This is a genomic window from Rhodoferax sp. ZS1R8 (genome assembly GCF_056521325.1).
The window spans coordinates 349,623-364,022 of sequence record NZ_JBWMBA010000002.1 but is presented as its reverse complement, the minus strand read 5'-3'; the positions used below and the strand labels follow the sequence as shown (position 1 = coordinate 364,022).

General features: G+C 60.2%; 17 protein-coding genes. 5 read left to right on the top strand and 12 right to left on the bottom strand.

The window, feature by feature from the left end:
- Positions 1 to 119: 119 nt before the first annotated feature.
- Together grxC and AC097P_RS07770 are read right to left on the bottom strand one after the other, a co-directional pair.
- Positions 120 to 380, bottom strand: a complete 261-nt coding sequence (gene grxC / locus AC097P_RS07775; RefSeq protein WP_479609819.1) for a glutaredoxin 3 — start codon at positions 378 to 380, stop codon at positions 120 to 122.
- A 4-nt stretch (positions 381 to 384) separates the two neighbouring features.
- The gene (locus AC097P_RS07770) at positions 385 to 792 is read right to left on the bottom strand and encodes a rhodanese-like domain-containing protein (protein WP_479609818.1); all 408 of its coding nucleotides are present in this window, start codon (positions 790 to 792) and stop codon (positions 385 to 387) included.
- 101 nt (positions 793 to 893) lie between these two features.
- On the opposite strand from AC097P_RS07770, the gene gpmA reads away from it, so the two are divergent.
- The 5 genes from gpmA to AC097P_RS07745 all read left to right on the top strand — a co-directional run bounded on the left by gpmA (position 894) and on the right by AC097P_RS07745 (position 5,748).
- Positions 894 to 1,637: a 2,3-diphosphoglycerate-dependent phosphoglycerate mutase gene (gene gpmA / locus AC097P_RS07765; protein WP_479609817.1), complete on the top strand. Its 744-nt coding sequence runs from the start codon at positions 894 to 896 to the stop codon at positions 1,635 to 1,637.
- A 120-nt stretch (positions 1,638 to 1,757) separates the two neighbouring features.
- The gene (locus tag AC097P_RS07760) at positions 1,758 to 3,197 is read left to right on the top strand and encodes a S41 family peptidase (protein ID WP_479609816.1); all 1,440 of its coding nucleotides are present in this window, start codon (positions 1,758 to 1,760) and stop codon (positions 3,195 to 3,197) included.
- Between the two features lie 30 nt (positions 3,198 to 3,227).
- Positions 3,228 to 3,980 carry a HesA/MoeB/ThiF family protein gene (locus tag AC097P_RS07755; RefSeq protein ID WP_479609815.1) on the top strand — a complete coding sequence of 251 codons (753 nt, stop codon included), beginning with the start codon at positions 3,228 to 3,230 and terminating at the stop codon, positions 3,978 to 3,980.
- A gap of 137 nt (positions 3,981 to 4,117) precedes the next feature.
- Positions 4,118 to 4,912, top strand: coding sequence for a GGDEF domain-containing protein (locus AC097P_RS07750; protein WP_479609814.1), 795 nt, complete (start codon positions 4,118 to 4,120; stop codon positions 4,910 to 4,912).
- Positions 4,912 to 5,748 carry a MinD/ParA family protein gene (locus AC097P_RS07745; protein WP_479609813.1) on the top strand — a complete coding sequence of 279 codons (837 nt, stop codon included), beginning with the start codon at positions 4,912 to 4,914 and terminating at the stop codon, positions 5,746 to 5,748. Before AC097P_RS07750 ends, AC097P_RS07745 begins: the two co-directional genes overlap by 1 nt.
- 108 nt (positions 5,749 to 5,856) lie before the next feature.
- Here the strand turns inward: AC097P_RS07745 and AC097P_RS07740 are convergent, their stop codons facing one another.
- From AC097P_RS07740 to AC097P_RS07695, 10 genes are all read right to left on the bottom strand, one after another.
- Complete coding sequence (locus AC097P_RS07740; protein ID WP_479609812.1) at positions 5,857 to 6,693, bottom strand: DUF429 domain-containing protein; 837 nt, start codon at positions 6,691 to 6,693, stop codon at positions 5,857 to 5,859.
- 13 nt (positions 6,694 to 6,706) lie between these two features.
- Positions 6,707 to 7,588 (bottom strand): EamA family transporter, encoded by an 882-nt coding sequence (locus tag AC097P_RS07735; RefSeq protein WP_479609811.1) that lies wholly within the window; start codon positions 7,586 to 7,588, stop codon positions 6,707 to 6,709.
- Positions 7,589 to 7,694: 106 nt separating this feature from the next.
- Entirely contained in the window at positions 7,695 to 8,117 is a 423-nt protein-coding gene (locus AC097P_RS07730; protein WP_479609810.1) for a BLUF domain-containing protein, read from the bottom strand.
- 89 nt (positions 8,118 to 8,206) lie between these two features.
- Positions 8,207 to 8,932 carry a GTP cyclohydrolase I gene (gene folE / locus AC097P_RS07725; RefSeq protein ID WP_479609809.1) on the bottom strand — a complete coding sequence of 242 codons (726 nt, stop codon included), beginning with the start codon at positions 8,930 to 8,932 and terminating at the stop codon, positions 8,207 to 8,209.
- A gap of 79 nt (positions 8,933 to 9,011) precedes the next feature.
- Positions 9,012 to 10,232, bottom strand: a complete 1,221-nt coding sequence (clsB, locus tag AC097P_RS07720) for a cardiolipin synthase ClsB (RefSeq protein ID WP_479609808.1) — start codon at positions 10,230 to 10,232, stop codon at positions 9,012 to 9,014.
- A complete protein-coding gene (locus tag AC097P_RS07715; protein WP_479609807.1) occupies positions 10,229 to 10,975 on the bottom strand; it encodes an endonuclease/exonuclease/phosphatase family protein in 747 nt (248 codons plus the stop codon). Before AC097P_RS07715 ends, clsB begins: the two co-directional genes overlap by 4 nt.
- Entirely contained in the window at positions 10,972 to 11,481 is a 510-nt protein-coding gene (nudB, locus tag AC097P_RS07710; protein WP_479609806.1) for a dihydroneopterin triphosphate diphosphatase, read from the bottom strand. The genes AC097P_RS07715 and nudB overlap by 4 nt, the downstream gene beginning before the upstream one ends.
- Before the next feature lie 49 nt (positions 11,482 to 11,530).
- The gene (aspS, locus tag AC097P_RS07705; protein WP_479609805.1) at positions 11,531 to 13,345 is read right to left on the bottom strand and encodes an aspartate--tRNA ligase; all 1,815 of its coding nucleotides are present in this window, start codon (positions 13,343 to 13,345) and stop codon (positions 11,531 to 11,533) included.
- Positions 13,346 to 13,394: 49 nt separating this feature from the next.
- The gene (locus AC097P_RS07700) at positions 13,395 to 14,051 is read right to left on the bottom strand and encodes a DUF502 domain-containing protein (protein ID WP_479609804.1); all 657 of its coding nucleotides are present in this window, start codon (positions 14,049 to 14,051) and stop codon (positions 13,395 to 13,397) included.
- A gap of 29 nt (positions 14,052 to 14,080) precedes the next feature.
- Positions 14,081 to 14,392 (bottom strand): FmdB family zinc ribbon protein, encoded by a 312-nt coding sequence (locus AC097P_RS07695; RefSeq protein ID WP_479609803.1) that lies wholly within the window; start codon positions 14,390 to 14,392, stop codon positions 14,081 to 14,083.
- Positions 14,393 to 14,400 lie beyond the last annotated feature (8 nt).

Here is a 14,400-nt window from a genome sequence, read left to right as displayed (position 1 = left end):
TCTTCAAGGGCACAGCCTTCACCTGCGTGGGAGCCAAAATCCGCGCCGGGCCACCCCAAGCGGATTTAGCCCCCCCCGGGGGGCAGCGCAATACGCGAAGCGGCAAGCGCGGCTTTATATCAGGCCGCGTTAAGCAGGGGAACCAAGCCGCCCCGGCTGTCCAACGCCATCAGATCATCGCAGCCCCCTACATGGGTGTCACCGATGAAGATTTGCGGTACGGTGCGCCGCCCAGTAATCTCCATCATTTTGACCCGCTCCTGCGGCAGGTTGTCTACCCGGATTTCGTCGATGCTCTCGACCCCTTTGGAAACCAGGATGCGCTTGGCCTGCACGCAGTACGGACAAAACGCGGTGGTGTACATCTTCACGGATTGCACGGCATCAGGCCTTTTCAATAGGCAGATTGGCAGCCTTCCAGCCAGCCATGCCGCCGCCCAAGGATTGGGCTTGCTCGTAGCCCAGCTTCTTGGCAACGGCCACCGCGCGGCTTGAGCGGGTGCCCGACTGGCACACCAGAATCAGCGGCAGATTCTTGTTCTTCACGGCGCTGGCCAGCTTGCTTTCCAGATCTGCCAACGGAATGTTCTTGGCGCCACCGACATGGCCGGCGGCGAATTCGCCGGGCTCGCAGACGTCGATCACCACGGCCTTTTCGCGGTTGATCAGTTGCACCGCACCGGCCGGGTCCAGCCCAGTCGCCGTAGCGCCCTGGATCACGGGCCACAGCAGCATCGAGCCTGATGCCATGGCGACGGCAATCAACATCCAGTTATCGAGAATGAATTTCACTTTATTCCTTGTAAGTTAGCGAGCGTTCAGCCCGCCATTTTAGAATGCTGGCTGTGTTGCCGTCCGGCAGCCCCTTCTATCCCCGCTTTTACCCCTTCACCATGTACAAACTCGTTCTCGTTCGCCACGGCGAATCCACCTGGAATCTCGAAAACCGTTTCACTGGATGGACCGACGTGGACCTCACCCCCACCGGCACGGAACAGGCCAAGAACGCGGGGCGCCTGCTGAAGGCCGAGGGTTACGAATTTGATGTGGCCTACACCAGCGTGCTGAAACGCGCCACCCGCACGCTGTGGCACTGTTTGGACGAGATGGACCGCACTTGGCTCCCGGTCGTGCATTCCTGGCGTCTGAACGAGCGCCACTACGGCGCGCTGCAAGGCCTGAACAAGACAGATATGGCGAAGCAGTATGGCGATGCCCAAGTGCTGCAATGGCGCCGCAGTTACGACACACCGCCGCCCGCACTGGAGCCAACGGATTCGCGTAGCGAGCGTGGCGATCTGCGCTACGCCAAACTGCAGCCCGAACAAGTACCGCTGACCGAATGCCTGAAGGACACGGTCGCGCGCGTCATGCCTTTTTGGAACGAAGCCATGGCACCCGCGATTCAAAGCGGTAAACGCATCCTGGTAGCCGCGCACGGCAACTCCATTCGCGCACTGGTCAAGTACCTGGATAACATCGGTGACGATGACATTGTGGGCGTCAACATTCCCAACGGCATCCCATTGGTGTACGAACTAGACGCCAATCTCAAGCCAATACGCCACTATTACCTGGGCGATGCTGAAGCGGCCGCCAAAGCCGCGGCCGCCGTGGCTTCACAAGGCAAGGCCTGAGAAAAACTTGGGAAACGCGGGAGTTTTTCCGTATTTCCCGTGCTATTTGCACGGCAACTGTAGCGGCTCGCCGCTAGCGACCACCTCCAAGGTGTATATTGAAGTGGCACTGGAATATTTATGGGTCAAAAACTGAAAATCGCGGGCTGGATTGGTTTGGGTGTCATGGCGGGCGCTTTGACCACGGTCTCGCTGCAGACGGTGGCCCGCAGCACGCTGGCGCCACTTCCGCTTGAAGAATTGCAACAGCTCGCAGCTGTTTTCGGCATGCTCAAAAGCGACTATGTCGAGCCTGTGGACGAGAAGAAACTGATTACTGAGGCCATCGCCGGCATGGTCGCCAGCCTGGACCCCCACTCTCAGTACTTTGACAAAAAGTCCTTCAAGGAATTTCGGGAGGGCACTTCAGGCCGTTTCGTGGGCGTGGGCATCGAGATCACGCAAGAAGATGGCTTGGTCAAGGTGGTATCTCCCATAGAAGGTTCCCCTGCCTTTCGTGCGGGCCTCAAACCCAATGACTTGATCACCCGTGTGGATGACATGGCCGTCAAGGGTCTGTCACTGAACGAAGCCGTCAAGCGTATGCGTGGTGAGCCAAATACCAAGGTCGTCTTGACGATCTTCCGCAAGGACGAAAACCGTACCTTTCCGGTCGACATCATCCGTGAAGAAATCAAGCAGCAGTCCGTGCGCGGCAAGATTGTGGAGCCGGGTTATGGCTGGATCCGCGTCAACCAGTTCCAAGAGCAAACGGTAGACGATTTCGCCAAGAAACTGGACGAGATGTACAAGCAGGAGCCTCGTCTGAAGGGCTTGGTTTTGGATCTGCGCAACGATCCGGGTGGCCTGCTCAACGCCGCGGTGGCGGTTTCGGCTGCATTCCTGCCTGAGAACGTCACCGTGGTCTCAACCAATGGACAGACGGCGGATAGCAAGCAGACCCTGAAAGCCACGGTGCGCGACTACATCGGTCGCGATGGTTCTGACCCGCTCAAAAAACTTCCCCCGGCCCTGAAGAAAGTACCGTTGGTCGTGCTGGTCAACGAAGGTTCTGCATCGGCCAGCGAAATCGTGGCCGGTGCCTTGCAAGACCATAAACGCGCCACGCTGATGGGCAGTCAGACTTTCGGAAAGGGCTCGGTCCAGACGTTTCGGCCACTGGGTCCCGATACCGGTCTGAAAATCACCACGTCGCGTTACTACACACCGAGTGGTAAATCTATCCAGGCCAAGGGCATAGTTCCCGATGTGATGGTGGACGACACCGAGGAAGGCAGCCCGTATGCGGCACTGCGCACCCGAGAAGCCGACCTTGGTAAGCACCTGGGTAGCGGCCAGGGCGAAGAGGTCAAAGACGCCACTCGCGAGAAGGCCCGTGACGAAGCGTTTAAGCGTCTGGAGGAAGAATCCCGCAAGCCAGCGTCCGAGCGACGTCCACCCGAGTTTGGCTCGGAGAAGGATTTCCAACTGGCTCAAGCACTGAACCAGCTCAAGGGACGCCCGGTCTTGGTCAGCAAGACCCAGGTGGAACGCAAGGAAGAAGAGTCCAAGGAAAACTAGGGGCCGTGGGGTCTAAGCCAACCGTTTCGCATGGATGACTCGCAGCTACTACGTTACTCGCGCCACATCTTGCTCGACGAAATCGGTGTCGAAGGGCAAGACCGCATCATGCAGGCGCGGGCGCTTGTCATCGGGGTGGGTGGACTGGGTTCACCGGTCGCCCTGTATTTGGCAACCGCCGGCATCGGGCACCTGACGCTGGTCGACAACGACATCGTAGACCTTACCAATTTGCAGCGCCAGATTGCGCACACCGAAGCCCGGCTGGGCCAATCCAAAGTGGAGTCGGCACGGCAGGCTTTGCTGGCCATTAACCCGGAACTTCAGGTCACGGCATTGGCCGAACGTGCAGATGCCGTGCGCATGGACGCGCTAGTTGCCGGCGTCGATGTGGTGCTGGACTGCAGTGACAATTTCGCCACCCGTCAGGCACTTAATGCCGCTTGCGTCCGCCACCGCGTGCCACTGGTGTCAGGCGCAGCCATCCGATTCGACGGTCAATTGGCTGTCTACGACTCGCGGCAGAATGCGTCACCGTGCTACGCCTGTGTCTTCCCGCCGGACGCAGATTTCGAAGAAACCCGCTGCGCCACGATGGGCGTCTTTGCGCCGCTGGTGGGCATCATAGGCAGCATGCAGGCAGCGGAGGCGCTTAAATTGCTCAGCGGCGCGGGCGAGCCTGTTGTTGGTCGACTGCTGATGCTCGATGGCCGCGACATGGCCTGGAACGATATCCGGCTGCCCCGCAATCCGGATTGCCCAGTGTGCGCGAAGGCCCACTGATACCGCTCCTGCGGTTGACGCAATAGCAGCGCAATTGCCCAGTAAAGCCACTGCTTATGCGCTTATGGATGAGCGCATTGAGTGCCACCATACGGATAGTTCCTGTTATGCTTTCCGGCATAGCTCTAACCCCAACAGTGGCTACCCAAACGTCTCCATCCACCATTGAATTGCACCAGTTGCGATTGGACGACGCACGTGCCTTGCTGGACCACGGCATGCTGGTCTCACTCCCTTCCGTCGAAGACTCGCCACAGGCCTATCTGCAGGGCGTTATTGACGGACTGTGCGAGTTGTCCCTGAAGGATCCGCTGACAGGGCTCGGCAACCGCCGGCACTTCCGCGCAGTGCAAGAACGCACGATTGACGGCGTAGCCCGCTCGGGTGACCCGGCGCTGTTGTTGATGCTGGATATAGACCACTTTAAACAAGTCAACGACACCCATGGCCACCAGGCCGGCGACCAGGTCTTGCAAGCCATCGCCAAATGCGTAGCCAGTTGCGTGCGTCCCATGGACACCGTGGCACGCTATGGGGGTGAAGAATTTGCCGTCGTGCTGCCCAATTGCCATACCTCGTTTGGGGCGACCGTGGCGGAACGTATACGGGCCACGATCGAAGCGCTAGTTATCACCATCTCTCGGACACTGACGCTTCAGGTAACAGTCAGCGTGGGTGGTGCCTACGCGCCGGAGTGGGTACGCTCCACGGCAGCACTTTGGACAGAGCGGGCCGATGTGCAGCTCTACCGCGCCAAGAAGGAAGGCCGCAACCGCGTCTGCCTGGACCAGCAACAAGAAATTTATGTCAGCGCAGAAGAAAAAAATTTGCTGTTTGGCCATCTCGCGCTGGGTGACCCGGCATGGATTGAAAGTGTTTCCAGCGAAGCACCGGGCAGCACTGCAGCCGGTGCCATGCAAAGGGCGAATTGATGGCTGACGTATTAACACCCCCGGTTCCGGGCGAAGCCCCGTCGCCACTGCCCTTCAAACCGCTTGGCAAAGTGATTGCCGTGACCAGTGGCAAGGGAGGCGTCGGCAAAACCTTTGTCTCTGCCAACCTTGCCTCTGCACTTGCCAAACTCGGCCTGCGCGTGCTGGTGCTGGACGCCGACCTGGGCTTGGCCAACCTGGACGTGGTGCTCAACCTCTACCCCAAGATCACATTGCACGATGTGTTCACTGGCAAGGCCAAACTCGAAGAAGCCATCGTTCGGGCGCCAGGCGGTTTCTCGGTGCTGCTGGCCGGGTCGGGTATGGTCGAATACTCCCGCCTGACCCCAGAAGTGCGTGACGACTTTCTGCGCGTCATGGGTGGGCTGATACCCCACTACGACGTGGTTTTGCTGGACACTGGTGCCGGTATTTCCGATGTGGTGCTGTTTGCGGTGTCGCTGGCGTCCGAAGTCATCGTCGTCGCCACGCCAGAGCCCACTTCGCTGACCGATGCCTACGCCACCGTCAAGGTGCTGGTAGGCCAGCAAAAACGCCAGACCATCCGTATGGTCATCAACCAGACCGCCCGCCTGGGCGATGGCCGTGCCATTACCGTGCAGTTGCAACAGGTGCTGGACCGTTTTGTGCCGACTGAACCCGGCCGGCCAATCAAGCTGGTGCACATGGGCGATATCCCGGCGGACCCTGCCGTGCGCCAAGCCATCATGCGCCGGCAGTTGCTGATGCAGTCCACGCCCAGCTGCCCGGCCGCAATGGCCATTTCACAACTTGCGCTCAAGCTTGAAGAGAGCGTGATCTCGCGCAACAAATAGAGCTAACGCAATAGGGGCTGGAGCTGCCGTATCGGGCCATCCAGAGCGAGGCAGCGCACCTAGTAGGTCAGCGCAGTACGCGAAGCGACAAGTGGGGGGCTGGTCGGTTCAGGCTGTGGCAATCCAACCTTCCAACGGATCCATATTTGCGGGCAGACCGTATAGCGGGTCACCCTCTGCAAACCGTTGCTCGCCCCAGGCTGCTTGCACCATGCAGAGCACAGCATCCAGCGCATCACCTTTGGCATCGTCTACCAGCGCGTCACGCTGCGCATGCGTCAGCTTCAGGCGCATACCCAGACGGGTCTGGCCCGCCTCCAGCCCGCTCAGCAGGTCCTTGCGGGCGATCAAGCGGTCCGGGGTCTGCTTGGACCGGTCATCACTCTTGTAGCTGCGGTTACCCAAAATCTCGCGCGCCAGCAGGCCGGGATAGGCTTCCAACGCGACGCGTGCGCCCGGTTCCTCACCGGTGGCAGCTGGCACGTGCAAGCCCGGCATCGCAACACCCGCCGCCAATAAACGCGGCACCCCCGCATGCAACATGAAGGCTACGGGCGGGTTCACCCACTTCATCGACGGGCTGGAGCCGGCAGGTCGGTCGCAGGCCCGGTGCGCGAATTTGCCACCCACCGGCCGCGCATCGCAAAACGCGGCAAACGCGTCGCGAATCTCGGCGCGGCTCAGGCCTGCATAGTGCTGCATGCAGGCCTGCCATTCCAAGGGCCAGCCCAAGGCCACCACCAATTCACGCGGCAAGCCGAACGGCAAATCAAAGCCTCCGGTCCAGGCGCCACCGGGCTGCTGCAACCACTGTTCAAAAGCGGTGAGCGACGGCAAATACTCCAACCGGCTCAGCACCACCACCGATCCGCGCAGGCTGCCCCAAGCCAGCACAATGGGCTTGCTACGCGTGGGCGCACTGGAAAAATCACAACCAAGCAGCATGCAGTCTCCTGGCTTAGCCCAGCGCCAGTGCCATAACACCAACGCCGATGCAGGCAGCACCGAAAAAGCGTGCGATGCGGTCGCCCTCACCCAGCAACTGTCCACCAATCAACGCAGCGAACAGCATGGAGACCTCTCGGGCCGGTGCCACATGGCTCAGCGGTGCCACCTGCATCGCGTATAGAACCAGCACATACGAAACCGGGCTGATGACACCGACCACCGTGGCGTATTTCCACTGCGCGCGCCACAGCAGGCGTGCCTCATCCGGCTTGCGCAGCAGTGCCGGTACCAAGAATGCCAGCCGCACAAAATTGCCAAAATAGTCAACGAGGATGGGCGACATGAACACCATCTTGACGGCATAGCCATCGACCACGGTGTAGCTGGCAATGAAGACACCGGTCAGCAAGCCATACAGCATGCCCTTGCGCACGCGCGTGCGGTGGTCTGGGCTGTGCGTGTTGCGAAACAGACCCGGCCCACCGGCAATCAAAAACACGCCCACAACCACGGCCACAATGCCGCCCAGTCCCAATACCGAGATGTGCTCGCCCAAAAATAGAATAGCCACCATTGACGACAGCAGCGGCCCGGAGCCGCGCGCTAGCGGATAGACCACGGTCAAATCGGCCTTGCGGTAGCCGCGCAGCAAGATGATGAAATAGACGGTATGCAAAATGCCGCTACCCCAAACCAGACTCCACTCCAACACGCCCCAGGATGGCACCTGTTGCCAGCCCAGCCACAGGCCCACGGGGGCCCAGAACACCATCATGACCAGGGACGCGAAGCAGGAGAAACGGACATCGCCGCCGGCCTTCTTGGCAGCAATATTCCAGCAAGCATGGATCAGGCCGGCCAGTATGACCAGCGCCAGAGCAGAGAGGGGCATTAAACGGTCAACGAGCGGTTAAAGGTAGGGGCAATTTTTCGCCGGGCCGCCCCAGGAAAAATTAGCCCCCTGGGGGGCAGCGCGCCGCGCAGCGGCGGGGCTTTAACTACGCGCGACCGATGATGGAGGCTGTGGCCATCAGCTCTTCCAACAAGGCGAGTGACACCTTGCCCGACACCGAATACGGATCCAGCTCAGGCTTCTCGGCATATTTGAGAAGGATGTTAGTGTTGATCTTGGACATATTGACCTGGCCCATGGTCCAACCACCAAAGCGCCGTTCCGATATCTCTTCGTAGTGCAGCAGCACGACATCCTTGTGGCGCGCGTCGCGCTGGATGTGGCCATACAGCTCACTGACCGCCATGCGGCCACCCTCAATGGCCTGCAGAAAAATGCCACCGCCGTAGCACAAGATGCCGGTAATGCCGCAGGTGGGGTTGTAGTGGCGGGACTGGGTCAGGATCTTGTCAATCGCGTCCGTACTTGGGTCCACCGCGCGGCTGGCATACAACAAACGTACCAACATATCAGACCTCCCGCAGGGCCGCCCCAAGGGTGGCCGGTCCCCCATGGGGGGCAGTGATTACACAAAGTGAAGAACGTGGGGGCTTCATCTTATCCTTTCCGTGGAATCAAGGACAAAAACTCGCGCCGCAAGTTGGGATCCTTGAGGAACACGCCGCGCATGACCGAGTTGATCATCTTGCTGTCCATGTCCTTGACCCCACGCCAGGCCATGCAGTAGTGGCTGGCCTCCATGACGATGGCCAAGCCATCTGGTTGGGTCTTTTCCTGGATTAGATCGGCCAGTTGGACCACGGCTTCTTCCTGGATCTGCGGGCGGCCCATGATCCACTCAGCCAACCGTGCGTATTTGGACAAGCCGATGACATTGGTGTGCTCGTTGGGCATGATGCCGATCCAGATCTTGCCGATGACGGGGCAAAAATGGTGGCTGCAAGCACTGCGCACTGTGATAGGGCCGACGATCATCAGCTCATTGAGATGGCCGACGTTGGGAAATTCAGTGATGCTGGGACAGGCAACATAGCGGCCGCGAAATACCTCGTTCAGGTACATCTTGGCGACGCGGCGTGCGGTGTTGTCGGTGTTGTGGTCGTTGACGGTGTCAATGACCAGGCTGTCCAGCACGCCTTGCATCTTGACTTCCACCTCATCCAACAATTTTTCAAGTTCTCCGGGGGTGACAAACTCCGCAATATTGTCGTTTGCGTGGAAGCGTTTGCGAGCGGCCACGAGGCGCTCTCGGATCTTGGCGGAAACTGGCGTTCCCTCGTCGGTGTCGGATGGATTCATGGTTGTCGGGGATTTCATTAGCATCCCCAGAATACTACCAGCCTTTCACCGAAAGGGTTTTTAGCCTGCAGCCCTCGTGGAACAAGCGTAAGCAGCTATCAATTTAGTAGCGTCGACCCGACAGGAAGAGCAAACTCCGCATAACGCCAAAAGCCAAGCGGTCCAACAGGCGCTGGCGCCAGGGGCGGCGGGCAAAGGTCGGGGCATCCAGTTGCTCGCCCCCGGCGTCCATGGCCGCGACCAGGGCGGCACGCAGCGACTCGGCAAATGCCACATCGTCCACAACGATGTTGGCCTCGCGTGCCAGCAGCATGCTCAATGGGTCCAGGTTGGACGAACCCACGGTCGCCCAATGGCCATCCACTACCGCCACCTTGGCATGCAGAAAAGCAACCGAATACTCGTGGATCTCGACGCCTGCTGCCAGCAGCACACCCAGCACCGTTCGGGCACCGTGGTACTGCATGAAGTATTCATACCGGCCTTGCAGCAGCAGGCGCACGCGCACGCCCCGCTGGGCGGCGTGTATCAGCGCCCGTCGCAGCTTGCCGCCTGGCAGAAAATAGGCATTGGAGATCACGATCTCGGTGCGAGCGCTCGCAATGGCCTTGAGGTAGGCACGCTCGATGCGATTGCGGTTGCGCAAGTTGTCGCGCAGCACCAGCACGGCCTTGACGCCCGCGTGTGCGCTGTGTGCCGCGCTATGCGAGGAAACATCCACGGAGTGTTCAGACCGCCGGGAATGTTTCCACGTGTTGCGTGCATGTTTGAATTCCATATGCTGGAGTTGGCGGGTCATCTGCAGCCGGTTCCATAGCTGACCCATGGCCCGGTAGACGTCGGCGACCAGCGGCCCCCGCACCATGACCGCAAAGTCGAAACGCGGCGATTCCTGTGCGCCATGGCCCGGGTCAAAGTAGTCGTCCAGAACATTGATGCCACCGCAAAAAGCGGTAAGCGCATCCACCACGCACAGCTTGCGGTGCAGGCGGCGCCACACGCTGGGCACCAGCAGACCCAATCGGCCCAATGGCGAAAACTGGTGCCACAGTACTCCCGCCTCTGTCCAGCGCTTGGCCCAAACGTCCGGGATAACAGCTGTACCGACACCGTCCACCATCAGGTACACGCGCACGCCGCGTAGGGCGGCGCGCTCCAGGGCTGCGGCCACCTGCTCGCCAGCCGTGTCGAAATTGAAGATATACGTTTCCAGCCGCACCTCTTGCGCGGCCGAGTCGATGGTGCCGATCAGCCGGGGGAAGAATTCAATGCCGCCTTGCAACAGCTCAACGCGGTGGCCCTCTTTGAATTGCAACGGCTTCACGGGGAGTCGGGTACCGGCAGGTCGAATTCGGCAATCAGCGGCAAATGGTCCGACATGCGCCCCCAGATCCGGCCGCGCGGCACATGCAGGCCGATCGGTGTGAGGCCGCGGGCATATACATGATCCAACTGCACCACCGGCAGCCGCGACGGGAAGGTTGCGACTTTTTGCTGGTGGAAGGCCACCAGACCCGCGGCACCCATAGGGCGCTGCACAGTGCTGCCCCAGTCGTTGAAATCACCCGCCACCACAACGGCGGCGTTTGCCGGAATCTCTCGGGCTATGTACTGCTGCAGCTGCGCCAGCTGGCGCACGCGGCTGGCCTTGATCAACCCCAGGTGCACGACGATGACATGCACCGCCACACCGTGGACCATCACTTCTGAATGCAACAAGCCCCGCTGCTCGAAGCGGTGGTCCGACATGTCTTCATGCTGATGCGACACCACGGGCCAGCGGGCCAGCATCGCATTGCCGTGCTCACCGTGGCGGGTGTGGGCGTTGGTGCGGTACACCGCGGTATAGCCCTCCGGCGCCAGATAGTCGGCCTGCGGCAGCTCGGGCCAATGCGTGAAGTATTCGGCCTCGCGCCGGTGCAGCTTGCGCACCTCTTGCAGGCACACAATGTCTGCATCCAGCTGTTCGACGGCATGGCCCAGGTTGTGGATCTCCAGGCGGCGCGCCGGGCCTATGCCCTGCACACCCTTGTGGATGTTGTAAGTTGCGACACGCACCATTGTCATTGGGCACCCTCTTCATTCATGACCGCTTGCGCGGCAAACCGTGGAAGCTGCAGTATGGCCTCCGCATTCGACGGCGAGAAACACAACTCCGCGGCCTGCCGGTAGGGCAACCACTGGTAGGCCGTGTGCTCGCGCGGGCTCAGCTGCACGGCGCAGCGCTCAGGCACCCGTAAGCCAAACAGGTGCTCGGTGTTGCGCGACACGCCCGGCGCATAGCGGTGCAGCCATCGAGGGTAGATATCGTAGATATTCTCCAGTTGCCAATCGACAAGGGTCGCTTGCGTTTGCGCTTGGGGTGTGCAGACAATGCCGGTTTCCTCAAAGACTTCGCGCTCGGCGGTGTGGCGCCATTCTTCGTCCAAGTGGTCCTTGCTGCCGGTCACCGACTGCCAATATTCCGCACCCAGCCCATCACCGTCGGTGCGACGCAGCACCAAGACGTCAAGCGCCGCCGTGTAGATAACCACTAGAACGGACTGGGGAATTTTGAAGGATTTTTTGGACATGAAAAAGGGCGCTACCAGAGCGCCCTTTCATTGTGCACCAAGCTGAAAATCAATCGGCCTTGACGGCATCGGGGTTGCGCAAGCGGATGTGCAACTCGCGCAACTGCTTTTCGTCAACAGGGCTTGGAGCCTGGGTCAACAGGCACTGGGCGCGCTGGGTCTTGGGGAAGGCGATCACGTCGCGGATGGACTCTGCACCCGTCATCAGCGTGACGATACGGTCCAGGCCGAAGGCCAGGCCACCGTGCGGGGGCGCGCCGTATTGCAACGCGTCCAGCAGGAAGCCGAACTTGAGCTGGGCTTCTTCGGGTGTAATCTTCAGCGCATCAAACACCTTCTGTTGCACATCCGCACGGTGGATACGGACCGAGCCGCCACCCATCTCCCAGCCGTTGAGCACCATGTCATAACCCTTGGAGATGCATTTCTCGGGCGCGGTGACCATCCAGTCCTCGTGGCCATCCTTGGGTGCGGTGAACGGGTGGTGCGTGGCGGTGTAACGCTCAGCGTCCTCGTCGTATTCGAACATCGGGAAGTCGACCACCCACATCGGGCGCCAGCCCTTTTCGAACAGACCGTTCTTCTTGCCGAAATCACTGTGGCCGATCTTGATGCGCAAGGCGCCAATCGCGTCGTTGACGATCTTGGCCTTGTCGGCGCCGAAGAAAATCAGGTCGCCGTTTTGTGCACCGGTGCGCTCCAGCACGGCGTTCAAGGCTGTGTCGTGGATGTTTTTGACGATGGGCGACTGCAAACCTTCACGGCCTTTGGACAGGTCGTTGACACGGATGTATGCCAAGCCCTTGGCGCCGTAGATCTTGACGAACTCGGTGTAGGCGTCGATCTCGCCACGGCTGATGCCACCGCCTTCGACCGAGCCACCGGGCACGCGCAGGGCCACCACACGGCCATTTTTCATCGTCGCGGCGCCAGAGAAGACCTTGAAGTCCACATCGGCCATCACGTCGGTGACTTCGGTGAACTTCAGCTTAACGCGCAAGTCGGGCTTGTCGGAGCCGTAGACGTGCATGGCTTCCTGGTAAGTCATGACTGGGAATTCGCCCAGGTCGACGTTGATGGTGTTCTTGAATACCGTCGTGATCATGCCCTGGAACATGTCGCGGATTTCCTCTTCACTCAGGAAAGAGGTTTCGATATCGATCTGCGTGAATTCCGGCTGGCGGTCGGCGCGCAAATCTTCGTCGCGGAAGCATTTGGTAATCTGGTAGTAGCGGTCGTAGCCAGCCACCATCAGCAATTGCTTGAAGAGCTGGGGCGATTGGGGCAACGCGAAGAAGTAGCCGTCATGCACGCGGCTGGGCACCAGGTAGTCGCGCGCGCCTTCGGGCGTGGACTTGGTCAGCATCGGTGTTTCGATATCCACAAAACCATTGGCATCGAGGAACTTGCGCACTTCCATCGACACGCGGTAGCGCAGCATCAGGTTGTTTTGCATGTAAGGGCGGCGCAGGTCCAGCACGCGGTGGGTCAAACGTGTGGTTTCACTCAGATTGTCGTCGTCCAGCTGGAACGGCGGCGTGACCGAGGGGTTGAGCACCACGAGTTCATGGCACAGCACCTCGATCTTGCCGCTCTTGAGACCTTCATTGATAGTGCCTTCGGGTCGCGCGCGTACCAGGCCCTTGATCTGCACGCAAAACTCGTTGCGCAGGCCTTCTGCCACGGCGAACATGTCAGCGCGGTCCGGATCGCACACCACCTGCACATAGCCTTCACGGTCACGCAAATCGACAAAGATCACGCCACCGTGGTCGCGCCGGCGGTTGACCCAGCCGCACAGGGAAACGGTTTCGCCCAGTTGGGCTTCGGTCACCAGACCGCAATAGTGAGAACGCATGGCCATAAAAACTATCTTTCAATGCGCCGCCCAAACAGGCGGCGGGTTTCGCAAACTAAGAGGATTTGGGCACGATGGCCTTGGCAGGCTCGTGCGCAGTCGGGGGAACGGAGCCCATGGAGATCACATAGGTGAGTGCCTGATCCACACTCATGTCCAGCTCGATCACGTCGGCACGCGGCAGTATCAGAAAAAAGCCGCTGGTGGGATTGGGCGTGGTCGGTACATACACACTGACAAAATCGGCGCCGAGGTGCTTGGCGACTTCACCGGTCGGCGTGCCCGTCTGGAACGCAATGGTCCAGCTGCCCGCGCGAGGATACTGGATCAGCAAGGCTGTACGGAATGCGTTGCCGTTGCTGGAAAACAGCGTGTCAGACACCTTCTTGACACTGTTGTAAATGGACTTGACGATGGGTATGCGGGTGAACAGGCCATCCCACTGTTTGAGCAGCCAGCGGCCGGCCACATTGGACACCAGCGCGCCGGTTATCAGCATGAAGGCCGCGACGATCAGTACACCCAGGCCCGGTATATTGCCCAGACGTCCAATCGCAGGAGCCATGCTTGACGGCGCCACGGCAGCAAAGCCGAACAACACGCCGCCCAGCACACCGTCCAGGGATTTGACCAGCCAAGACAGCACCCAGATGGTGATGGCCAGCGGCAACCAGACCATCAACCCGGTCAGCATGTATTTCTTGAATGGCACAGAAGACCCCGGCTCGGTGGAAGACACGATCAGGAACCGGAAGCGGCCGGTGCAGCCCCGGCGGTGGGGGTTGCGTCCGGCTTGGGCGCGGCGGCCTCAGCGGCGGGTGCCGCGGCAGCGCCATCCGCTGGCGCGGGCACGCTAGCAGGTGCTGTGCCGCCACCTTTGAAATCGGTGGCGTACCAGCCGGAGCCCTTCAATTGGAAGCCGGCTGCGGTAACCTGTTTCTTGAATGCAGCTTGGGCGCACGCGGGGCAGACCTCCAGCGGCGGATCGGACATTTTCTGCAATACGTCCTTGGCAAACCCGCAGGACTCGCATTTATAGGCGTATATTGGCATGGATGGGT